Genomic DNA, 22,607 nt, shown 5'->3' with positions numbered 1-22,607 from the left:
ATTGACTAAACAAGTTTTTTCATCTCATCGGCAATTTTTTCGGCCTGAGTACCAACAATAATTTGCACACCTGTTTTACCGAGTTTGATCACAGCCATCGCGCCAAGTGCTTTAGCTGCTTGTTCATCAACCAATTCTGAATCATTTACACCTAAACGCAAACGGGTAATACAAGAGTCAATGTTAGTAAGGTTTTCTTTCCCACCAACAACCGCTAGATATTGTTCAGCAAGTTTAGATGTATCTCCAATGACTTGTTTTTTCTGGGTACTTTCAGTTGACGAAACAGTCGTATCTTCATCTTCACGGCCTGGGGTTTTAAGATTGAATTTTACAATTACAAAACGGAATACTACATAGTAGACCACAAAGAATACTAGACCCTGAAGGATTAACATATACCAATGGACTGCAAGCGGATTACGGCTTGAAAGTAACATGTCGACTAAGCCAGCGCTAAAGCCAAATCCTGCTATCCATTGCATTGCTGCTGCAATATAAAGTGAAATACCCGCTAAAATCGCATGTAAAACATAAAGTACAGGTGCAACAAACATAAAAGCAAATTCAAGCGGTTCGGTTACACCAGTAAAAAATGCAGCAAAAGAAGCAGCTAACATGATTGATGCAGTTTTATCTTTATTGCCTTTTTTAGCCGTATGGTACATAGCTAACGCGGCACCAGGCAGACCAAACATCATAACAGGGAAAAACCCAGCTTGGTAACGACCTGTAATTCCAACTGTAGCTAAACCGTCTTCAATTGATTTTTGCCCACCTAGGAAGTTAGGAATATCGTTGATACCTGCCACGTCGAACCAGAATACGGAGTTTAAGGCATGGTGTAAACCAACAGGAATAAGTAAGCGGTTAAAGAATCCATAAATACCGGCACCCACAGATCCTAATTCTTTAATATATTTACCAAACGCAACTAGTGCATCATAAATCGTTGGCCAGATAAAATATAAAACAGCAGAAACTAATAGCATCACAACTGAAACAACAATTGGCACTAATCTTTTTCCACTAAAAAAAGATAGTGCTTTATGTAATTCAACCCGACTAAAGCGATTATAAAGTTCGGCCGCAATAATACCAACAATAATACCAATAAATTGATTGTTTATTTTACCATATGCAGCTGGAACTTGCTTTAACCAGTCATCAGCTTTTGTGTCAATACCATTAAATAATGCAATAGAATTTGGAGAAAGTAAGGTGGTTACCACTAAAAAACCAACCAAACCAGAAAGTGCAGCTGCGCCATCTTTATCTTTAGACATTCCATAAGCAACACCAATAGCAAATAAAATTGGCATATTATCGATAATAGCACCACCAGATTTAATTAAAAAAGCGGCAACAATACTATTTTGCCCCCAGCCATTAGGATCGATCCAATACCCAATTCCTAGTAGTATTGCAGCAGCAGGCAGAACTGCTACAGGCACCATCAATGAACGCCCGATACGTTGCATGTAAGCTAAAATTCCCATAAGTTTAACCTCATATAGTTATTAGGGGTACATAAAAAGTAATAAAATTTTACATCTTTAAGCGATGATAATTAAGTATTATTATTTCACTCTATATTATTTATTTTACTTCGCAAATTAATTATTCTTTTTTTGTGATTTAAATCACCATTTTTTTTGATTAATTAGTTTAATATAGTAAAATAAAGACAACATATTTTATTTCAAGAAAAAAGTTTTTAATTATATTACAAGAGGTAACAACACATGAGACTTATTCCTTTAGAAAACGCACAAGAAGTCGGTGCCTGGGTTGCACAGCGCATTGTTAATAAAATTAATGAGTTTAAACCTACTGCAGATCGTCCATTTTTATTGGGGCTGCCAACAGGTAGTTCACCATTAGTTATGTATCAACAATTGATTAAACAATATAAAGCAGGTAACGTCAGCTTTAAACATGTTGTAACCTTTAATATGGATGAATATGTTGGTATTCCAGAGGAGCATCCTCAAAGTTACCACACATTTATGTACGAAAATTTTTTCAATCATATTGATATTGATAAGAACAATATCCATATATTAAATGGTAATGCGCCAGATATTGATCAAGAGTGCCGTCAATATGAAGCAAAGATCAAAGCTTACGGTAAAATTAATATTTTTGTTGGGGGTGTAGGTCAAGATGGGCATATCGCTTTTAATGAACCAGGATCTTCACTTTGTTCGCGCACACGCATCAAGACATTAACAGAAGATACATGCATTGCTAATTCTCGCTTTTTTAATAATGACGTGAATCAAGTACCAAAACATGCGTTAACCATTGGTGTTGCAACTTTAATGGATGCTCAGGAAGTTATTTTATTAGTTTGTGGCCATAACAAAAGTTTAGCATTACAAGCTGGTGTTGAAGGAGCCGTTAATCACCTTTGGACTGTCAGTGCTCTACAAATGCATCCTGCATCAATTATTGTTTGTGATGAACCAAGTACTGATGATCTTAAAGTAAAAACGCTAAAATATTTTAAACAAATGGAAGCGAATAATCTTAAAGTGACCATTTTATAAAGGATAAATCAATGTATGCATTAACAAATTGCCGTCTTTATACAGGTTATGAGATCCTTGATAACCACGCTGTTATTATTGATGGTGATAAAATTACAAAAGTCTGTAAACAAAACCAATTACCTACAGATATCAAAATTGAAAATCTACAAGGTGCAATTGTGGCGCCAGGATTTATTGATATCCAAGTTAATGGTTGCGGTGGTGTGCAATTTAATGAAACGCTTGATGCATTGAGCGTTGAAACATTACAATCCATGCAGGCCACAAACCTTATTTCTGGTTGCACTAGCTATTTACCTACGTTAATTACATCAACTGATGAATTTATGATAAAGGCAGTTAAAGTGATGCGTGAATACTTAGCTACGCATCCTAATCAAGCACTTGGGTTGCATCTTGAAGGACCTTATATCAGCCCTGAAAAAAAAGGAATTCATGACGAAAATATTATTCGACAGCCGTCACAAGAAATGATTGATTTCCTTTGTGAAAATGCTGATGTAATTAAAATCATTACGTTAGCTCCAGAAAGAGTTGAAAGCCATTTCATCAAGCAATTAGTTAATGCAGGCATTCATGTTTCGGTTGGTCATTCAAATGGTCATTATGATGACTGCCGTCGTGGCTTTAATGATGGCATTCGTTTAGGAACGCATCTATTTAATGCTATGCCTTATATTTCAGGGCGAGAACCTGGTGTAGTTGGCGCAATTTATGATGAACCAGAAGTTTATGTTGGTATCATTGCCGATGGTCAACATGTTAGTTGGGCAAATATTCGCAATAGTCATAAAATCAAACAAGATCACTTAATTTTAATTACTGATGCGATGCTGCTTGCTGCTTCTAATTTAGAATCAGGCGTATTTGCAGGTAAAACCATTTATTATAAAGATGGTCGTTGTGTTGATGAAAATGGCACATTGGGTGGTTCATCATTAACCATGATTGAAGCGGTAAAAAACGCAGTTGAATATGTTGGTATTGCCTTAGATGAAGCATTAAGAATGGCAACACTTTACCCTGCTAAAGCAATCGGTGTGGATAAAGAGCTTGGCAGTATTAGTGAAGGAAAAATTGCAAATCTTGTTATTTTTAATCGTGATTTTTCAATCGCTAAAACGGTTGTTAACGGAGAGATGAGTCGCTAAAATATCAGATAATTGATTAAGAATATTGAGCAATATATGACATTTAATTATCTGAACTTAGTGGGTAATGCTGAATTAATTAAACAACTAAATTATGCAATGATTTATCGCTTAATTGTTCAGCAAGCACCACTTTCTCGTATTCAATTGGCTGAAATTAGCCAATTGGCTCCAGCAAGTATTACCAAAATAACTCGCCAACTGATTAAAAATAAACTAATTAAAGAGGTCGATGCTCAGCAATCAACAGGCGGGCGCCCTGCGGTTTCAATTGAAGCAAAATATGGACAATATCAAGCCATTGCGGTGCAATTAAGCCGTTCACATGTCACAATAGAGCTATTTGATTTAGGTGCAAAATGTTTAGTATCAAAAAGATATCCGCTTACTAACTTTACCGAGCAACAGGTACAAGACTATTTAATTGAATTAATTAAAGATTTTATTCAAGAAAATAGCAAGAAAATAAAATGTTTAGTCGCGATATCGATTGTATTACCGGGATTAATTGATTCAGTCAATGGTATTATCCGTTATACGCCACATATTCAAGTAAAAGAATGGGCTTTAGCCGACATACTACAAAAACACTTTAATGTTTCCATTTTTGTTGGGAATGATATTCAAAGCTTAGCATTAGCTGAAAGTTATTTTGGATCAACCCAAAATGTCGATGATTCTATATTAATTCGTGTTCATCGGGGAGTAGGTTCTGGTGTTATTGTTAATCAGCAATTATTAACAAATCACAATCAAAGCGCTTGTGAAGTAGGGCATATTCAAGTAGATGCATTAGGTGAACGTTGTCATTGTGGTAACTTCGGTTGCTTAGAAAATCGTGTCGTTAATAAAGCTATTGAACACCGTGCTAAACAGATGATTGAACAAGGTTATATTTCAAAACTTACTGCCGAGCAATGCGATATCAATCATATCTGTCAATATGCTAATCAAGGCGATGAACTTGCCATCAAACTTGTCAAAGATGCGGGTGAAAATCTTGGCAGAGCGGTTGCTATTATGGTTAATATTTTCAATCCTCAACGCATCGTATTAGCTGGTGAAATAACTAAATCACCCGAAATCTTACTAAATGCAGTAAATAGTGCGCTAAATGCACAAAGTCTAGAAGAACTACGCAAAAATCTTACCATTACTTGCTCACCGCTAGATGATAGGTCGGCAATTGGTGCATTTGCATTAGTGCAACAAGCTTTATTTAATGGTTCACTACTGATGACATTACTTGAAGAGAATCTATAGTATACTTTACCATATATAAAAAACCCGATAATTCGGGCTTTTTTAATTAAGTTTGAGCTACGACAAATTAAGCTAAAATGCGTAACATTCTACGCAGTGGTTCTGCAGCACCCCATAATAGTTGGTCACCTACAGTAAAAGCAGACAAATAATCTTTACCCATATTCAATTTACGTAAACGCCCAACAGGTGTGGTTAACGTACCTGTAACCGCTGCAGGAGTTAATTCTCGCATTGAAATTTCACGATCATTAGGAACGACTTTTACCCAATCATTGTGCGCAGCAAGAAGCTTTTCAATTTCTGGCACACTAATATCTTTTTTCAATTTAATCGTAAACGATTGACTATGACAACGCAAAGCTCCAATACGAATACAAAGTCCATCAACAGGAATAATCTGACTTGTTCCCAAAATTTTATTGGTTTCGGCTTGCCCTTTCCACTCTTCTTTACTTTGTCCATTATCTAGCGCTTTATCGATCCAAGGAATTAAACTTCCAGCAAGTGGGACACCAAAATTATCTGTAGGTAAACTACCATCACGCATTTTTTGTGTCACTTTACGCTCAATATCCAAAATAGAGGAATGCGGATCTTGTAGCTCTTTTGCTACTTCGGCATTTAGCATACCCATTTGAGTTAATAGCTCACGCATATGGCGAGCACCACCACCAGATGCCGCTTGATAAGTGGAAACAGAAACCCAATCTATAAGATTTTCAGCAAATAACCCACCTAATGACATTAACATCAAACTAACCGTACAGTTACCGCCTACAAAAGTTTTAATACCGCCATCTAAAGCAGCATGAATATTAGCTTTGTTTACAGGATCAAGAACAATAATTGCACCATCTTCCATGCGTAACGTTGAAGCTGCATCAATCCAATAACCCTGCCAACCTGTTGCGCGTAATTTTGCGTAAATCTCTGAGGTATAATCACCACCTTGGCAAGTAACAATAATATCTAATGCTTTTAAAGCATCAATATTATCTGCGCTTTGTAATATACCTGTTTTTCCACCAAAAGTTGGGGCTGCTTGACCAGCTTGAGAAGTAGAAAAGAAAACAGGATTGATATAATCAAAATCATGCTCTTCAACCATACGTTGCATAAGCACAGACCCCACCATTCCACGCCAACCGACAAAACCAACATTTTTCATAATTTATTTCCAATAAGTAAAGGTTATATAAAACGATATTTTTATCTATTAAAACAAAATATCACCATAAAACAAGTAAGATAAGAATTATTTTTATATAAGGGGGAATGATAACGTGTGTTATATATTGAAAAACTAATCCTCACCAAAAAAGTGGACGGAAGTCACCTCCATGATAGAAACAAAAATCATAGGAGACCAATATCATCATGGTCAAAATTTAGTATCGAATTCAAACAATAATCAGTGGATTATGAGGTATCTTATATCAGCAAGCTTGCCAATCACTTAGTTGTAGAAATCCCTCGCGTTGTTTACAGTAATTTGAAAAACAATGTAATAAATATCCATAAAAAAACAAAATTAATGTCTTATCACAAACAAGATATGGGCTGATATTATAAATATCGTTGGCGATAAAGATAACCAACGATATATGGGGAATTTAATAAGTATCTGTCGACTTTTCTTGATTAGGTAGGATCAGATTTAACACGATGGCTAAAATTCCACATAAGCTTATACCTTGTAATGCATATGATCCAAAGTCAAAAATCATGCCACCAATACCAAACACCAAAACCAATGAAACAATACACATATTACGTGATACAGACAGATCGACTTTATGTTTGATTAAAATATTAATACCTACTGATGCAATAGAGCCAAATAGCAACACCATAATACCGCCCATAACCACCGTTGGAATTGAACTTAAAAATGCACCAATCTTACCGACAAAAGACATTAAAATAGCCCAAACAGCAGCCCATGTCATTACTCGCGTTTTAAAATTTCGGGTTAAGGTTACAGCGCCAATCACTTCAGCATAAGTAATACAAGGCGGTCCACCAAAAAGACCAGCAGCCGAAGTTGCAAGCCCATCACCTAATAATGTGCGTTGCAAACCAGGATCACGAGTATAATCTTTACCCGTTACCGAACCAATCGCCATAATATCACCAACATGTTCAATGGTTGGTGCAATAACAATTGGAATCATATATAAAATTGCTTGCCAATGAAACTCAGGAAACGTGAAATCAGGCACTTTAAACCATGGCGCATTAATAACAGGTTGAAAATCGACAATGCCAAATAAACAAGACAATATATATCCCACCACAATACCTGAAATAATAGGTAATAATTTTAGAAATCCTTTTGCCCAAATTGCCACAATTAAAGTCGTTAATAGTGAAACCATTGATATTATAATCAATTTATAATTTTCGACTGGCATCTTAATGTCTTTACCCATTGCCATTCCTACCGCAACAGGTGCAAGTGATAAACCAATAACCATAATAATTGGACCAGTTACAACTGGTGGTAATATACGGTCAATAACATGGCTACCATTGATTTTTACTAAAAAAGCAAAAAACATAAAAACAAAACCCGCAGCCACTAAACCGCCTAAAGTGGCAGGAATGCCCCATTGTGCAACACCAAATGAGATAGGGGCAATAAAAGCAAACGATGACGCTAAAAATACAGGAACTTTACCTTTGGTTGTCAATTGAAATAACAACGTACCAACACCAGCAGTAAAAAGAGCTACATTTGGGTTTAATCCTGTTAAAAGAGGAACTAATACCAAAGCCCCAAAGGCGACAAATAACATCTGTGCGCCAGTAAAAATATCTTGCCATGAATGCTTATGCTGTGATGTTATATTTTTTGTTTTATTTGTTGTGATATCGCTCACATCTCGCCTCTCTTACTTAACTAAGTTTGTTATCTAACTTGCTTGATTTACAAGCATAAAAAAACCGGATAAACCGGTCTAAAAATTGAGATTTTATTTTGTGCCGAAGATTTTGTCCCCAGCATCGCCAAGTCCTGGCAATATATAACCTTTTTCGTTCAATCTTTCATCAATCGATGCGGTATAAAGTTCAACGTCAGGGTGCGCTTTTTCTAATACCTTGATACCTTCTGGCGCTGCCACTAACACTAATACTTTAATATTTTTACAGCCAGCTTTTTTAAGCAAATCAATGGTTGCCACCATGGACCCACCTGTTGCTAACATTGGATCAACAACTAAAGCCATTCGCTCTTCAATATCCGAGGTTAGTTTTTGGAAATAAGGAACAGGTTCTAACGTTTCTTCGTTACGATAAAACCCCACAACACTAATACGCGCACTTGGAATATGCTCAAGCACACCATCCATCATACCTAAGCCTGCACGCAAAATAGGCACAACCGTAATTTTTTTACCTTTAATTTGCTCAACTTCAACAGGCCCACACCAACCATTTATGGTTACTTTTTCAGTAGGGAGATCAGCCGTTGCTTCATAAGTTAATAAACTACCAACTTCACTGGCAAGATCGCGGAAGTCTTTGGTGCTAATATCGTGTTCACGCATTAAACCAATTTTATGACGGACGAGGGGGTGTTTAACTTCAACTATTTTCATGGAGGGAACCTCAGTGTTATTTTCTATAATCTGTTAGTTGGTATAAATAACCACTGAGAGGTAATTCTAACACAGATACCCACTTTATGAAAACCTGAAATCAACAGGTTATCGACAGTGTAAATATTAGTAAAAATATCAACAATAAAAATCAGTTTAATTTTCGTTTTATTTTCATTAGAATCGTTGTCAGTTATTAAATAAAAAGGGATAGGGAATGAATTGGTTTATTGATTGTATTACAATAAATTATGCAAATTTTGATGGGCGAGCTTGCCGTGAAGAATATTGGATGTTCTCTTCGATCTACATTGTTCTAATTATTTTGATGATAATTATTGATAATATGATGAAAAATAATCTCGTTTTAACTTTGAGCTTGACATTGACTTTATTTGTTCCTAATTTCGCAGTTACAGTACGCCGTTTGCATGATGTTGATAAACCGGGTTGGTACTTTTGGACTGCAACACCTTATACGCTATTAAAACTTATGTGTACCGATTCAACTCCTGGTCCTAACCAATATGGTGAAAACCCTAAAGGGATGTAGTTTGTTAATTAGCCTAGTCACCAAACTACCAACTTCACTATCAAAATCGCAAAACTCTTTGGTGCGAATATCTTGTTCACGCATTAAACCAATTTTATGACGGACGAGGGGGTGTTTAACTTCAACTATTTTCATGGAGGGCCTCAGTGTTATTTTCTATAATCTGTTAGCTAGTATAAATAACCACTGAGCGATGATTCTAACTTAGTTATCACTTTATGAAAACCTGAAATCAACAGCCTTATAGGCAATATAAAATTGATAAAAAATAAAAAATATTCAATTTAATGATAAAAATTAGTTTTATTTTCGATTTTTTTTCATTAGAATAACAAACTCTAAATTATTTTTTCAAAACTTATCAAAAAGGATATATATAAGGATGAATTGGTTTATTAGTTGTATTAAACAAAATTATACAAATTTTAATGGGCGAGCTCGCCGTCAAGAGTATTGGATGTTTATGCTTTTCAGTTTTCTTTTAAATATTGCTTTAAGTATTGTCAGCGTGATCCTTGTTTCAATTAGTACCTCTTTAGTGTCAGTAACAAATATTATTAGTTTTGTTGTTTGGGCAGCATTATTTCTTCCAAGTTTGGCTGTTACAGTACGACGTTTACATGATACAGATAGATCTGGTTGGTGGGCATTAGTTGCTTTGGTTCCATTTATTGGTGCAATTGTTTTATTGGTTTTCGCATGCATGGACTCAACACCAGGTAGCAACCAATACGGTGAAAACCCTAAAGGATTATAATTTACTAATAAAACCTGTAGGAAAACACCAAGTTGTTTACACTTCATGGTTAAAATAATCTGCTAAAACCGCATAAGGCGTTTTTCCTGAAATCGTTTTATGCGGTTTAACCGTATTATAAAAATTAATCAATCATTTAAGTTTTTATTGTCTATCCTTTGCATCAACTAAATAATTGCTGATTATGCTACACCTCAATTCAAAGTTAGTATCATCCTTGTAGTTTTTCCATTGGTTTGTTGGAAGGTGAGTTGGCAAAATTTTTGCTTGTTTACTATTTACTAATTAAAAGGACAAAAAAATTTCATCGGGCTTTTTTAGCTCATTATAAATGGCTAGGCTACTGGCTATAAAGCGTTTAGCCAAATTGGTGACAGTTATTTTCTTTATAATATCAGCCCATATTTTGTTTGTGATAAGACGTTAATTGTTTTTTTTATGGATATTTATTACAGTGTTTTTCAAATTACTGTAAACAACGCGAGGAATTTCTACATGAGCTTTAACAAAAAACTAAAGTTATTGTTAAAAAATTTTATTTAATTTTGTATTTATGTGAAAAATAATCTGTATTTACTCAATAATTTTTAAAAATAGCAAATTTTAGCTAAATAGTCCTTGCTTTATTATTTTATTACTATAAGATATCTATCACTTTGACGCGGGGTGGAGCAGCTTGGTAGCTCGTCGGGCTCATAACCCGAAGGTCGTTGGTTCAAATCCAGCCCCCGCAACCAATTATAAATCATTGTTTATACTTTCCTGTTTTTATATTCACTATTCCGATTTTGGTACCGCTAGCAATGTAGATACTGCTTCGCTAATGCGTCTTGCTATGTAGCTATTGTTCATGGTGTATAAGTGAATGCCATCGACATCTTGCGAAACCAAATCAACAATCTGATCAATTGCGTAAGCAATGCCAGCATCACGAAATGCTTCTGGATGATGTTCGTATTTTGCCATCATTTGTTTGAATTTTTTAGGTAAATTCACCCCACACATAGACACCATGCGCTCAATTTGGTTTTTATTAGTTACTGGCATAATACCTGCTTCTATTGGCACATTAATGCCAATATCACGAGCTTTATCTAAAAAGGCATAAAAGTAGTCATTATCAAAAAATAGCTGTGAAATAAGTTGATCGGTACCTGCATTGACCTTTTCTTTTAAATGGAGCAGATCTTGTTTTAGTGTTGCTGCTTCAAGGTGTCCTTCGGGATAGCATGCGCCAATCACGTTAAAATCACCGTTTTCTTTAATGAATGTCACCAGTTCACTGGCAAAGCGAAAGTCATCTTTAGGTTGCACATTCGGGCTGATGTCACCACGCAAAGCAAGCACATTATCAACTCCTGCACATTTAAGGTCATGTAGGATTTTTTGCATTTCAGCTTTATCAAAATTAATCCCCGGCAAATGAGCAACGCTTTCAATGCCATAAGTGTGTTTGAGTGAGTGGGCAATATCAATGGTGGTTTGGCCATTTAAGCTACCACCTGCACCATAAGTGACACTGATAAAGTCAGGTTTGAAGTAGCCAAGTTCCCGTAAGGTGCTATAAATTGTCTCTAATGGCGAGTTTTTTTTAGGTGGAAAAACCTCAAAGGAGAAAACAGTTTTTTTATTAAATAATAGATTTGTTTTCATTTATTTTATCCATTGGTTAGGTCGCTTATTTCCCTTATTGACGTTTCCGCCGCCAAAATAGGCGGCGGAAGTGTAAAGCTAAGCAAAGTTCAATGCATTAAAAAAACACAATAACTTTGTAAAAACAGTGCTTAGTTCAGTGTTTTTCTTACTTCTAAAGTGGCTTGAACAAGGTGTTGCAAGCTTTCAACCACTTCTTTCTCGCCACGCGTTTTTAAGCCGCAGTCTGGATTGATCCATAATTTTTGGTTATCAATCTTCGCTAGTAACTTTTCAATCGTTGCTTTGATTTCGGCTACTGGTGGTACGCGTGGTGAATGGATGTCGTAAACCCCTGGCCCCACTTCGGTTTTAAAATTGTTTGCATTTAGTACATCAATCAATTGTAAATTAGAGCGAGAAGCCTCGAACGAAATAACATCAGCGTCCATTGCATCAATATCTTTAATAATATCAGCAAATTCGCTATAACACATATGGGTGTGGATTTGCGTATCAGCTTGTACTTTGCTGTGTACCAATCTAAATGCAGGGATCGCCCAATCAAGGTATTCACTGTTCCAATCGGCTTTACGTAGTGGTAGTTTTTCTTTTAATGCAGCTTCGTCAATTTGGATAACTTTAATGCCTGCAGCTTCAAGATCTAACACTTCATCACCAATAGCCAATCCAATTTGGAATACTGATTCTTTTTGTGAAATATCTTCCCGTGGGAATGACCAATTAAGAATAGTCACAGGGCCTGTTAACATGCCTTTTACTGGTTTATCAGTCAGGCTTTGTGCATATTTTGAATATTCAACGGTAATCGGTTTAGAGCGTGAAATATCACCCCAAACAATTGGTGGCTTAACGCAACGTGTACCATAAGATTGTACCCATGCTTTTTCAGTAAAGACAAAGCCATTCAAACTTTCGCCAAAATATTCGACCATGTCATTACGTTCAAATTCACCATGAACTAACACATCAATGCCAATTTCTTCTTGTAATTTGATGCACTGCGCAATTTTTTGTTTATTAAATTCAGTATATTCATTTAAGCAAATTTCGCCTTTTTTGAATTTTGCACGATTTAAACGTACATCAGGCGTTTGTGGGAATGATCCAATTGTAGTGGTTGGTAATAGTGGCAAATTAAAGGCCTTTTTCTGCGCCTCTTCACGCACTGAAAATTCAGGTAAACGAGTAAAGTCTGAATCTTTTAATGCAGCCACTTTTTGACGTACCGCTTGGTTTGCGCCCTCACGCTCACGAGTAAATAATGTTTGGTTAGCTTTATAAGCGGCATTATTTTCAGCGTTTGCTTCTTTAAATAATTGACCAAGTTCAGCAAGTTCTTGTAGCTTTTCTTGAGCAAAAGCAAAATAAGCACGTTGTTGAATGGTTAATTTGGTCTCATTTTGCAATGTATAAGGAACATGCAGTAATGAACAAGAAGTATTGATTACAATATTTGCGGCTTTTTGTTTGATTTTACCAAGTAATGCTAAGGTTTTTTGGTAATTGTTTTTCCAAATATTTTTGCCATTAACCACACCAGCAAATAACACTTTATCAGCAGGAAAGCCATTATTTTCAAGCAAAGTTAATGACTGTTTACCTTCAACAAAATCAAGTCCAATACCATCAAAAGGTAAAGCGATAAGTTCTTTATAACAATCACGTATATCACCAAAATAAGTTTGTAAAACAATCTTAGTTTGTCCTTTTACCGATAAAATGGCTTGATAAAGTTCGGTAAATAAAGCGATATCGTCTTTATTTAGGTCAGTGACTAAAATAGGTTCATCAATTTGGATCCACTCAGCACCAAGTGTTGTGAATTTTTGGATGATGTCTTGATAAGCTTTAATAATATCGGCTTTAAAATCAACAAGCTGTTTTTTACCTAAATACTGCGCTAATTTAAAAAATGTTAATGGCCCAACCACAACTGGTTTGGTTTGAATGCCTAGTGCTTTAGCTTCTTGATATTCGTCAAATGGTTTACAGCCCGCTAATTTGATTTGTACTGAATCTTCAATTTCAGGTACTAAATAGTGGTAATTGGTGTTAAACCATTTTTTCATTGCAAGCGCACGAACGTCGCCTTTTACGCCTTGATAACCACGCGCCATCGCAAAATAGCGGTCAAGTTCAGGCAAACCAAGATCTTGGTAACGTTGTGGAATGACATTAAGTAAACATGCTGTATCTAATACCGCATCATAAAATGAAAAATCATTAGATGAAATAAACGCGATTTTTTGTGACGCTTGTTGCTTTAAATGTTCAGCACGTAGCGCTTTAGCTTCGTTTAATAATTCAGCTTGTGTTTTATTACCTTTAAAATAGGCTTCTGTTGCAAATTTAAGTTCACGAAGTTTACCAACTCGAGGGTATCCAATAACAGCAGTATTCATTTTTTATTTCCTTTTTATCGTTTTTCTTTAGTGATAAAAAAGATAACAAAAAAAATTGATATTGAATAATTCTTGTTTTTTATTGGTTGATATAGTTTTTTTTTATATCAAATAAAATAAAAAATCCCACTATCACTAAATAGTAGGATTTATTACTAATTCTATAACTTTAAATCATTTTTGACGCCACTCGCCATGAATAGGTCTTGAAAAGTGAGCAAGTACTGCAATCATACATACTTCGATCGATGCTCCCCAATAAATATGACCTAAAATTTCGCTCCAAAGCTCATAACCATTTAAATTCCATAACCAACCAACTGTACCTTCGGCATCATAAGCGGGGTGACGAAAACCAAGTAATGGAATTAAAAAGCCATGCATAGAGATAGTAATAACCGTACCATAAACAGCGCCATACCATAGGCGGATTTTATTCCAGTAATACGCACCTGCTACATAAACAAAGGCAAAAGCAAAACTGAATAACCAGTGATAAAGCGTAACAGCACCAGAAACAGTCGCTGTTTGATAAATATAATCTAGTGAATGAGAATCAATCCCTAGCCAACCGAGCCATGCATCAATATGTGCCGCTGGTGGCGAAATTTCACCTGGAACGCGCGGTGGCATATTAACCTCTGATCCCCATTTAACTAAAGCACTAATAAAACCACCAATGATTGTTGTCCAAATAATTACTTGACGATTTGTTTTATTTCCAAACATACTTAAGTTTCCATTGTTATAATAAATATATATTCAAATTATACTCCTATGCAATTTTGGATAAAAGAAAAATAAATAAGATTGGAGGGAGTAAAAGTTATTGTAATAATTGGTGGAATTATTTATAAAGTGTTTTCGGATAGTTAATTTTTATCAATTTAAACAGAATTTTTTGTTTTTTTACTTAAACGTTATGCTTTCCTGAAACTTTTTGACAGAATTGGGTTATTTTTCTTTGTTCTGTTGACCAGATAATATTATTTTGATGAGGATAAGGTTGTTCTGTAAGCTTATTCTTACAGAACAATAGCAATAAAAACTAGTTAAATAACTTATGGAACTGCAAACCTATCCAATCCCATATTCCACCAAAGAATCCTGTTTGTTCTATATTCTGTAAAGCAACAAGTGGTTGTTCGTTGATAACTTTGCCGTCTAATAAAAATTGCATTTTGCCCACTGTATTGCCTTTAGTGATTGGGGCATAGATATAATCATCGATTGTATATTTAACTTGTACATCCGCAGAACGACCTTTTGGAACCGTTACATAAGCGCCATTAAGTGAACCAAGTTGAATTTTGTTTTGATCACCATACCAAATTGATTCAGTCGCAAGTGGATTACCTGCTTTTACAGGATTTGCGGTTTCAAAGAAGCGGAAACCCCAGACTAAGAGCTTTTTACTTTCTGCTTCACGCCCTTTAAAGGTTCGTCCACCTAGTACCGCTGAGATTAAACGAGTATTGCCATCAACCGCTGAAGCAACTAAGTTATAGCCAGCAGCATTAGTATGTCCTGTTTTTATTCCATCAACGTTTAATGTGGTATCCCAAAGTAATCCATTTCGATTAAGTTGTGGTTTTGATAGGGTATAGGTAAATTCTTTTTGTTTATAAATAGAATATTCTTCTGGTAAATCACGAATCAATGCTTGCCCTAAAAAAGCCATGTCTTTAGCTGTTGTGTATTGCCCTGGCGCATCAAGCCCATGAACGGTTTCAAAATGTGTATGGTTTAACCCAATTTTTTTTGCATAATCATTCATTAGGTTAACAAATGCACCTTGGCTTCCTGCAACATGTTCTGCCATTGCAATACAAGCATCGTTGCCAGATTGGATGATAATACCTTTATTAAGATCAGAAACTGATACTGTTTTACCGACCTCTAAAAACATCAATGATGATCCTTTTAAAACAGGGTTGCCCGTTGCCCATGCATCTTTACTGACAACAACCATATCATCATTTTTTATGCGACCTGATTGTAATGCTTGCCCCACCACATAACTGGTCATCATTTTAGTTAAGCTTGCCGGATCGCGCTGCTGCTCGGCATTATATTGAGCTAAAATTTCACCTGATTTTGCATCAATTAAAATATAAGCTTCAGCGTCTAATTGTGGAATAGCAGGAATAGGGAAAGCGATTTCAGCTGATACTGATGAACAAATTGTAAGCACTAATAAAGCAAAAGATAATTTAAATTTCTTTTTCATTTATTTAAATTCCGTTAAATATTTTTAGATAACATGTATCGATGTGTGTGGATAGACATAATAATGCCAAAACCAGCCATTAAGACCACTAAAGAAGAGCCACCATAACTTATTAGCGGTAATGGTACACCAACTACTGGCAATATTCCACTAACCATACCAATATTAATAAACACATAAATAAAAAAGACTAAAATAAGCCCACCAGAAAGGATCCGTCCAAAGGTTGTTTGCGCCTGCGAAGCAATAAACAGCCCTCGCACAATTAAACATAAAAACAAAATTAATAAAATAATAGAGCCAATAAAACCAAACTCTTCAGCGATAACTGAAAAAATAAAGTCGGTATGTCGCTCAGGTAAAAATTCAAGTTGCGATTGTGTGCCTTCAAGCCAACCTTTTCCCCATATACCACCCGATCCAATTGCTGTTTTAGATTGAATAATATGATAGCCAGCTCCGTTTGGGTCCAGTTCAGGATTGATGAATATAAGTACGCGTTTTTGCTGATAATCATGCATTAAATGGAACCACATAATAGGTAAAAATATAGCAATTAAAATTAGCGCAATAAGAATATAACGCCAGTTTATGCCTGCTAAAAATATAATAAAAATACCTGACATGATAATTAATATAGCAGTCCCTAAATCGGGTTGCATAGCAACCAGTAATGTTGGTACACCAATTATGGTAAGTGTTTGTAGCGTAGTTTTAAATGGCGGTGGACACCCATCTCGGTGAATAAATTTAGCAACCATTAGTGGTACAGCTATTTTAGCAATTTCAGAAGGTTGAAAACGCACCCCTCCTAAATCCAACCAACGTTGTGCACCTTTACTAGTATAACCAAAAATATCCACCAGTAATAAAATCAAAATACAAACAACATATAGATACGGCGCCCATTTTTCATAAGTTCTGGGTGAAAACTGTGCTAGCACTATCATCACAACAAAACCAAGCAATATTTGTATTACTCGTTTTTGTATCATATCGACACTTTGCCCTGTGGCACTCCAAAGAATATAAAGACTATAGCCAAGCAATAACGTAATAAATAAAAAAAACAGGGGATCAATATGTATTTTTTGCCAAAAACTCTTTTTAATATTATTCATTATTAGTCCTCTGTTCCTGTATTGGTTAATGGTTCATTTAGCTCAGTGGAATTATTACCTAACAAGTAATAATCTAAGATTTTACGCGCCACAGCGCCACCATTTGAGCTACCACCTCCACCGTTTTCTAAAACAATAGCTAAAGCTATTTTTGGCTTATCATAAGGAGCGTAAGCAATAAACAATGCATGATCACGCAGATGTTCTGGAATTTTATGAGCATTATAGATTTCATCTTGCTTTAAGCCATAAACTTGTGCAGTTCCCGATTTACCTGCTGCTTGATATTTTGCATCAGTATAAATTTTGCGTGCTGTTCCCCGTGCACCAAACATAACTCGATGCATACCTTCTTTAGACAGCTCCCAATAATCTGATTTAACATCAACTAAGCTATTATCTTCTAGATATTTTTCAGGATTAATTATTGGTTGATGTTTATTTGAAGTTAAAATATCACTCCTTTTATATAATAAAAAATGGGGAGTATAACTTTTACCATTATTAATTAATGTTGTTAATGCTTTAGCCATTTGGATAGGCGTTGCAGTCCAATAACCTTGTCCTATACCAACTGGAATGGTGTCACCTGGCAACCAAGAATTTTTATGTCGTTTTATTTTCCACTCACGACTAGGCATTACTGCTCGCGTTTCTTCGTTTGGAGATATATCAATGCCTGTTCGCTTACCATAACCAAATTTACTCATCCATAAATTTAAGCGATCAATGCCCATATCATAAGCAACTTGATAAAAATAAGTATCAACCGATTCTTCAATTGCTTTTAATACATCAACTCGACCATGCCCCGATTTTAGCCAATCACGATAACGTCGTTCTGTGCCTGGTAATTGCCACCAACCTGGATCATTAACCACACTTTTTGGTGTAACTAGGCCTTCACTTAAGGCTGCAATAGAAATAAATGGTTTAACAGTCGAGGCTGGTGGATAAGTCCCTAATAAAGCACGATTGAAAAGTGGTTTACTAGGATCTTTTAGTAACTCGCTATATTTAGCACTCGATATACCGCCAACAAATGAGTTGGAATCATAACTTGGACTAGAAACTAAAGCTAAAATTTCACCATTGTTAGGATCAATAGCTACTACCGCTGCTTTACGTCCAGCCAATAATTGCTCAATATAAAGTTGTAATTTAAGGTTAATAGATAAATAGATATCTTCACCTGCTTGAGGTGGTTTTTTATTCAGTTGACGAACAATGCGTCCTCGACTATTAACTTCAACCTTTTCATAACCAGGAGTTCCATGCAATAAATCTTCGTAATATTTTTCTATACCCATTTTTCCAATATTAAAAGTAGCTACATAATCACTAGTTTTATTTGCATCTTCTAAGCGCTGTTTATCTTGACTATTAATTTTAGAAATATAACCAAGAATATGGGTCAGTGATGCCCCATAAGGATAATAACGGTGCTGTATACCAACAATGGAAACAAACGGAAAACGATGTTGATTTACCACAAAACGAGCTATTTGTTTTTCGGTCAAGTTATCTTTTAGTGGTACTGGGCGATGAGCTCTATAATTGCGTCGCTCTTTTTGAAAAAGTTCAATATCTTCATCAGTCAAGCCAATAATTTTTTTTAATTCCTCAAATTGTTCTTTGAGGTTTTTAGTTTTATCGGGAATGATATTTAATTGATAAGTAATTTTATTAATCGCTAATGGTGTACCATTACGATCATAAATCATGCCTCGATTTGGTGGAATAGGGATAATTTCGATACGATTATCATTAGATTTTGTTGTGTAATAACGATAATTCAAAATTTGTAAATCAGCTAATTTTGTAATCAATACGATAATCAAAATAATAATCACAATAAAAGAAAACAGTGCTCGGCGTAAAAACAAGTTTGCTTCAGCTGAATGATCTCGAATATTCGTTTTCTTTTTTTTACTTGAGATAGGGGTAATCATACTCTTTCTACTAAATGCTTTTTTCTGTTTGTGGTTTATGTTGTTGTTCCCATTTATCATAAGCATTAACAATTTTAGCTACTACTGGATGGCGTACCACATCTTCGCTATTGAAAAAATTAAAGCTAATTTCATCAACTTTGCTTAGTACTTCAATCGCATGACGTAATCCCGATTTTTGATGGCGAGGTAAATCAATTTGGGTAATATCACCAGTAATTACTGCTTTAGAATTAAAGCCGATACGGGTTAAAAACATTTTCATTTGTTCAATTGTGGTGTTTTGACTTTCATCAAGAATAATAAAAGCATCATTAAGGGTACGCCCTCGCATATAGGCAAGTGGTGCAACTTCAATCACGCTTTTTTCAATCAGTTTTTCGACTTTTTCAAAACCAAGCATTTCAAATAAGGCATCGTACAGTGGACGTAAGTAAGGATCCACTTTTTGGTTTAAATCACCTGGCAAAAAGCCTAGCTTTTCGCCAGCTTCAACAGCTGGCCGGGTTAGTACAATGCGGCGAATTTGCTGTTTTTCGAGCGCATCAACTGCTGCTGCCACCGCTAAATAGGTTTTACCTGTTCCTGCAGGCCCTATGCCAAACGAGATGTCATAATCTAAAACATGGGCAATATATTGGGCTTGGTTGGCTGTTCGAGGTTTGATAATACCCCGTTTGGTTTTAATCATCACTAGCTTTCCGCCTTGATGATCAATATAAGCTGGTAAGTGTTCACTTTTTTTTTGTAAAACACCTGACTCTTTTATTGCTAGATGTATTTGTTCAGGCTCAATATCAACAACTTTTTCTTTGATTTTAGTATTTTTATAAAGAGATTGTAAAATATCAATAGTCGCTTGAACGCAGATACTATCACCCGTTATTGCAAATAAATTACCACGGTGATTAATTTCAATACCAAGTCTGCGCTCTAGCTGTTTAATATTATCATTATAAGGACCACAAAGACTATTAAGACGCTGATTATCAGCAGGTTCTAACATGGTTTCATTTGTCGTAATATTCAAAGATAAGTCCTCTAATCATTAATATTAATTACTAATATGTCCTTCACACAAAGGACACTTTTCAATGCCTTTTAAAAAGTCCATATTGCACTGATGGCAAGATACGATATTTCCGTTAACAACATTGTTAACTGCACTTGTTGATTGACTTTCATCCAACCCTTGCGCTTTTAATTTATTGACTAACATTGAAATAGGCGTTCCGCTTTTTAACTCTTGCTCAACATATGATGCAATTTGTTCTTCAAATGTTGGCGGTATATATTCAAGCGCTTTTTCATTGTAATCACTATTACATTCATTACACTTGATATAACGTCCTAATGTTTGATAACTAAAAATAGGAATAAAAAACAACGTAAAATATTTTGCTACTTTTATTTGTGTGTATTTTTGCTGTTTTTCATCGGTATTAATGTTTTGTTGCGAACAGCAATTTGGACAATTAAATTGCCCACTACGTTCGTTAACTTCTCTACCACGACTACCAAAAATAATAAACATTTTTCCTCCTTATCCTTTTATTTAATAAATTTTATTTTTTTATGGTTGATAAATACCAACACCTAAATCGTTTTCTTTTCGAGTTCGCGATATCACTGACATTGGCGACTCATTTACACGTAAATCCATTTCATCTTCGGTGCGGATGACTTTACCACGTAGTGAATTTGGGTAAACATCAGTAATTTCAACATCAACAAATTTACCGATCATATCAGGACGTCCTTCAAAATTAACAATTCGATTGTTTTCAGTTCGACCTGTTAATTCCATCAGATCTTTTTTAGACGGTCCTTCAACTAAAATACGTTGTACCGTATTTAACATTCGGCGACTAAACTGCATGGCTTGTTGATTGATTCGTTCTTGAAGAATGTACAGACGTTGTTTTTTCTCTTCTTCTGATACGTTATCTTCCATTTCAGCTGCTGGTGTGCCTGGACGAGCTGAATAGACAAAGCTATAACTTAAATCAAAATTTACATCAGCAATAAGCTTCATGGTTTGTTCAAAGTCTTCTTGTGTTTCCCCAGGAAAACCAACAATAAAGTCAGAGCTAATTTGAATATCAGGACGAACTTTACGAAGTTTGCGAATAATCGATTTATATTCAAGTGCTGTATGCGTTCGTTTCATTAGATTTAATATACGATCTGATCCACTTTGAACTGGTAAATGTAAAAAACTTACCAGTTCAGGGGTGTCACGATAAACATCGATAATATCATCAGTAAATTCGATTGGATGACTAGTAGTAAAGCGAATGCGATCAATTCCGTCAATAGCTGCAACTAAACGTAATAATTCAGCAAATGAACAAATATCACCATCAAACGTTGGCCCACGATAGGCATTAACATTTTGTCCAAGTAAATTTACTTCTCGCACACCTTGTTCAGCAAGTTGAGCAATTTCATAAATTACATCATCACAAGGTCTGCTGACTTCTTCGCCTCGAGTATAAGGCACAACGCAGTAAGTACAATATTTATTGCATCCTTCCATAATAGAAACAAATGCTGTTGGACCTTCGCTACGCGGTTCCGGCAATCGATCGAATTTTTCTATTTCAGGAAAGCTTACATCAACCACATGATTGCCGTTACCACTTTTTATCTGTTCTATCATTTCTGGTAAACGGTGAAAAGTTTGTGGTCCAAAAATAATATCCACAAATGGCGCACGTTTACGAATATGGGCACCTTCTTGCGAAGCAACACAACCACCTACACCAATAATGATATTTGGGTTATGTTGTTTTAGATTTTTCCAACGACCTAATTGGTGGAAGACTTTTTCTTGAGCTTTTTCCCGAATAGAACAAGTGTTAAGTAATAAGATATCAGCTTCTTCAGCATTATCTGTTAAGGTTAACCCGTGGGTAGACTCAAGGAGATCTGCCATTTTTGTTGAATCATACTCATTCATTTGGCAGCCCCAAGTTTTGATATGTAATTTTTTGCTCATCAATAACTCAGCTATATTAATTGTTAAAATGAAAACGGGTTTAAATCCGCGATTTTAGCGTGCCATATTGTAATCTTTTGTTATTGTAGGGTCTATAATAAAATAAAAAATGACAATACAAAGCATTAGATAATTTTTTTAATTTCTGAAAATTCTATCAAAAAGTTTCAGGAACATTATACGTTTTAATATAAAAATAACTCTTTTAAATTCTTTTTTTATGCGTTTTATTATTTATGTTATTATGAAACGCATTTTTGATGCTAAGCTAAGTAAAAAATAAAATTATTTATTAAATATTAATTTAGCTATAGTATAAAAAAATTAATCTGTTATTTATAAAAAGTAGACGAAGATAAGA

18 protein-coding genes, 1 tRNA gene and 1 pseudogene are annotated in these 22,607 nt (G+C 35.1%); 6 read left to right on the top strand and 14 right to left on the bottom strand.

The genetic code is table 11. The features are described from left to right. Positions 1–5: 5 nt before the first annotated feature. Positions 6–1,499 (bottom strand): N-acetylglucosamine-specific PTS transporter subunit IIBC, encoded by a 1,494-nt coding sequence (gene nagE / locus GQ590_RS08520; protein WP_160408178.1) that lies wholly within the window; start codon positions 1,497–1,499, stop codon positions 6–8. Positions 1,500–1,745: 246 nt separating this feature from the next. Here nagE and nagB point away from each other — a divergent pair, with 246 nt between their 5' ends. The 3 genes from nagB to GQ590_RS08505 are packed head-to-tail and all read left to right on the top strand — an operon-like array spanning position 1,746 to position 4,969. Next, positions 1,746–2,552 carry a glucosamine-6-phosphate deaminase gene (gene nagB, locus GQ590_RS08515; RefSeq protein ID WP_160408177.1) on the top strand — a complete coding sequence of 269 codons (807 nt, stop codon included), beginning with the start codon at positions 1,746–1,748 and terminating at the stop codon, positions 2,550–2,552. Between the two features lie 11 nt (positions 2,553–2,563). Next, complete coding sequence (gene nagA / locus GQ590_RS08510) at positions 2,564–3,706, top strand: N-acetylglucosamine-6-phosphate deacetylase (RefSeq protein ID WP_160408174.1); 1,143 nt, start codon at positions 2,564–2,566, stop codon at positions 3,704–3,706. A gap of 36 nt (positions 3,707–3,742) precedes the next feature. After that, positions 3,743–4,969, top strand: a complete 1,227-nt coding sequence (locus tag GQ590_RS08505; protein WP_160408173.1) for an ROK family protein — start codon at positions 3,743–3,745, stop codon at positions 4,967–4,969. A 67-nt stretch (positions 4,970–5,036) separates the two neighbouring features. Here the strand turns inward: GQ590_RS08505 and asd are convergent, their stop codons facing one another. From asd to upp (GQ590_RS08490), 3 genes are all read right to left on the bottom strand, one after another. Continuing rightward, positions 5,037–6,140 (bottom strand): aspartate-semialdehyde dehydrogenase, encoded by a 1,104-nt coding sequence (asd, locus tag GQ590_RS08500; protein ID WP_160408171.1) that lies wholly within the window; start codon positions 6,138–6,140, stop codon positions 5,037–5,039. A 445-nt stretch (positions 6,141–6,585) separates the two neighbouring features. Then, positions 6,586–7,821 carry a uracil-xanthine permease family protein gene (locus GQ590_RS08495; protein ID WP_160408203.1) on the bottom strand — a complete coding sequence of 412 codons (1,236 nt, stop codon included), beginning with the start codon at positions 7,819–7,821 and terminating at the stop codon, positions 6,586–6,588. 126 nt (positions 7,822–7,947) lie between these two features. Next, the gene (gene upp, locus GQ590_RS08490; RefSeq protein WP_160401131.1) at positions 7,948–8,574 is read right to left on the bottom strand and encodes a uracil phosphoribosyltransferase; all 627 of its coding nucleotides are present in this window, start codon (positions 8,572–8,574) and stop codon (positions 7,948–7,950) included. Positions 8,575–8,791: 217 nt separating this feature from the next. Here upp (GQ590_RS08490) and GQ590_RS08485 point away from each other — a divergent pair, with 217 nt between their 5' ends. Then, entirely contained in the window at positions 8,792–9,127 is a 336-nt protein-coding gene (locus tag GQ590_RS08485) for a DUF805 domain-containing protein (protein ID WP_160408169.1), read from the top strand. Between the two features lie 15 nt (positions 9,128–9,142). Here GQ590_RS08485 and upp (GQ590_RS12915) read toward each other — a convergent pair. Next, positions 9,143–9,262: pseudogene (gene upp, locus GQ590_RS12915) on the bottom strand (uracil phosphoribosyltransferase); the annotation flags it as partial. 247 nt (positions 9,263–9,509) lie between these two features. Between upp (GQ590_RS12915) and GQ590_RS08475 the strand changes: the two are divergent. Beyond that, on the top strand, positions 9,510–9,884 hold the full coding sequence (locus GQ590_RS08475) for a DUF805 domain-containing protein (RefSeq protein WP_160408167.1): 375 nt from the start codon (positions 9,510–9,512) through the stop codon (positions 9,882–9,884). A gap of 660 nt (positions 9,885–10,544) precedes the next feature. After that, a tRNA-Met gene (locus GQ590_RS08470) sits at positions 10,545–10,621 on the top strand. Positions 10,622–10,661: 40 nt separating this feature from the next. On the opposite strand, the gene metF is transcribed toward GQ590_RS08470, so the two are convergent. The 9 genes from metF to miaB form a co-directional block, all read right to left on the bottom strand. After that, positions 10,662–11,537, bottom strand: a complete 876-nt coding sequence (gene metF / locus GQ590_RS08465; RefSeq protein WP_160408165.1) for a methylenetetrahydrofolate reductase [NAD(P)H] — start codon at positions 11,535–11,537, stop codon at positions 10,662–10,664. Between the two features lie 131 nt (positions 11,538–11,668). Next, the gene (gene metE / locus GQ590_RS08460; protein ID WP_160408163.1) at positions 11,669–13,942 is read right to left on the bottom strand and encodes a 5-methyltetrahydropteroyltriglutamate--homocysteine S-methyltransferase; all 2,274 of its coding nucleotides are present in this window, start codon (positions 13,940–13,942) and stop codon (positions 11,669–11,671) included. Positions 13,943–14,116: 174 nt separating this feature from the next. Then, the gene (locus GQ590_RS08455) at positions 14,117–14,671 is read right to left on the bottom strand and encodes a DUF1440 domain-containing protein (RefSeq protein WP_160408161.1); all 555 of its coding nucleotides are present in this window, start codon (positions 14,669–14,671) and stop codon (positions 14,117–14,119) included. 319 nt (positions 14,672–14,990) lie between these two features. Next, a complete protein-coding gene (locus tag GQ590_RS08450; RefSeq protein WP_160408159.1) occupies positions 14,991–16,172 on the bottom strand; it encodes a serine hydrolase in 1,182 nt (393 codons plus the stop codon). Between the two features lie 14 nt (positions 16,173–16,186). Further along, positions 16,187–17,293, bottom strand: a complete 1,107-nt coding sequence (gene mrdB / locus GQ590_RS08445; RefSeq protein WP_160408157.1) for a peptidoglycan glycosyltransferase MrdB — start codon at positions 17,291–17,293, stop codon at positions 16,187–16,189. A gap of 2 nt (positions 17,294–17,295) precedes the next feature. Beyond that, a complete protein-coding gene (mrdA, locus tag GQ590_RS08440; protein WP_160408154.1) occupies positions 17,296–19,245 on the bottom strand; it encodes a penicillin-binding protein 2 in 1,950 nt (649 codons plus the stop codon). 10 nt (positions 19,246–19,255) lie between these two features. Further along, positions 19,256–20,275 carry a PhoH family protein gene (locus tag GQ590_RS08435; protein ID WP_237397840.1) on the bottom strand — a complete coding sequence of 340 codons (1,020 nt, stop codon included), beginning with the start codon at positions 20,273–20,275 and terminating at the stop codon, positions 19,256–19,258. Between the two features lie 24 nt (positions 20,276–20,299). Continuing rightward, positions 20,300–20,779, bottom strand: coding sequence for a zinc-ribbon domain-containing protein (locus tag GQ590_RS08430; RefSeq protein ID WP_160408152.1), 480 nt, complete (start codon positions 20,777–20,779; stop codon positions 20,300–20,302). Between the two features lie 39 nt (positions 20,780–20,818). Further along, the gene (gene miaB, locus GQ590_RS08425; RefSeq protein WP_160408150.1) at positions 20,819–22,246 is read right to left on the bottom strand and encodes a tRNA (N6-isopentenyl adenosine(37)-C2)-methylthiotransferase MiaB; all 1,428 of its coding nucleotides are present in this window, start codon (positions 22,244–22,246) and stop codon (positions 20,819–20,821) included. Positions 22,247–22,607: the final 361 nt, after the last annotated feature.

The organism is Gilliamella sp. Lep-s35 (genome assembly GCF_009795845.1).
GTDB lineage: Bacteria > Pseudomonadota > Gammaproteobacteria > Enterobacterales > Orbaceae > Gilliamella.
The sequence above is the reverse complement of the archived record's forward strand: the minus strand, read 5'-3'. Positions and strand labels throughout refer to the sequence as shown.

Coding starts and splice junctions, on each gene's coding strand:
- GQ590_RS08450 (WP_160408159.1), bottom strand. CDS start 16,172: ATGAAAAAGAAATTTAAATTATCTTTTGCTTTATTAGTGCTTACAATT.
- nagA (WP_160408174.1), top strand. CDS start 2,564: ATGTATGCATTAACAAATTGCCGTCTTTATACAGGTTATGAGATCCTT.
- GQ590_RS08485 (WP_160408169.1), top strand. CDS start 8,792: ATGAATTGGTTTATTGATTGTATTACAATAAATTATGCAAATTTTGAT.
- GQ590_RS08475 (WP_160408167.1), top strand. CDS start 9,510: ATGAATTGGTTTATTAGTTGTATTAAACAAAATTATACAAATTTTAAT.
- metE (WP_160408163.1), bottom strand. CDS start 13,942: ATGAATACTGCTGTTATTGGATACCCTCGAGTTGGTAAACTTCGTGAA.
- nagB (WP_160408177.1), top strand. CDS start 1,746: ATGAGACTTATTCCTTTAGAAAACGCACAAGAAGTCGGTGCCTGGGTT.
- miaB (WP_160408150.1), bottom strand. CDS start 22,246: ATGAGCAAAAAATTACATATCAAAACTTGGGGCTGCCAAATGAATGAG.
- metF (WP_160408165.1), bottom strand. CDS start 11,537: ATGAAAACAAATCTATTATTTAATAAAAAAACTGTTTTCTCCTTTGAG.
- mrdB (WP_160408157.1), bottom strand. CDS start 17,293: ATGAATAATATTAAAAAGAGTTTTTGGCAAAAAATACATATTGATCCC.
- upp (WP_160401131.1), bottom strand. CDS start 8,574: ATGAAAATAGTTGAAGTTAAACACCCCCTCGTCCGTCATAAAATTGGT.
- GQ590_RS08455 (WP_160408161.1), bottom strand. CDS start 14,671: ATGTTTGGAAATAAAACAAATCGTCAAGTAATTATTTGGACAACAATC.
- GQ590_RS08430 (WP_160408152.1), bottom strand. CDS start 20,779: ATGTTTATTATTTTTGGTAGTCGTGGTAGAGAAGTTAACGAACGTAGT.
- mrdA (WP_160408154.1), bottom strand. CDS start 19,245: ATGATTACCCCTATCTCAAGTAAAAAAAAGAAAACGAATATTCGAGAT.
- nagE (WP_160408178.1), bottom strand. CDS start 1,499: ATGGGAATTTTAGCTTACATGCAACGTATCGGGCGTTCATTGATGGTG.
- GQ590_RS08505 (WP_160408173.1), top strand. CDS start 3,743: ATGACATTTAATTATCTGAACTTAGTGGGTAATGCTGAATTAATTAAA.
- asd (WP_160408171.1), bottom strand. CDS start 6,140: ATGAAAAATGTTGGTTTTGTCGGTTGGCGTGGAATGGTGGGGTCTGTG.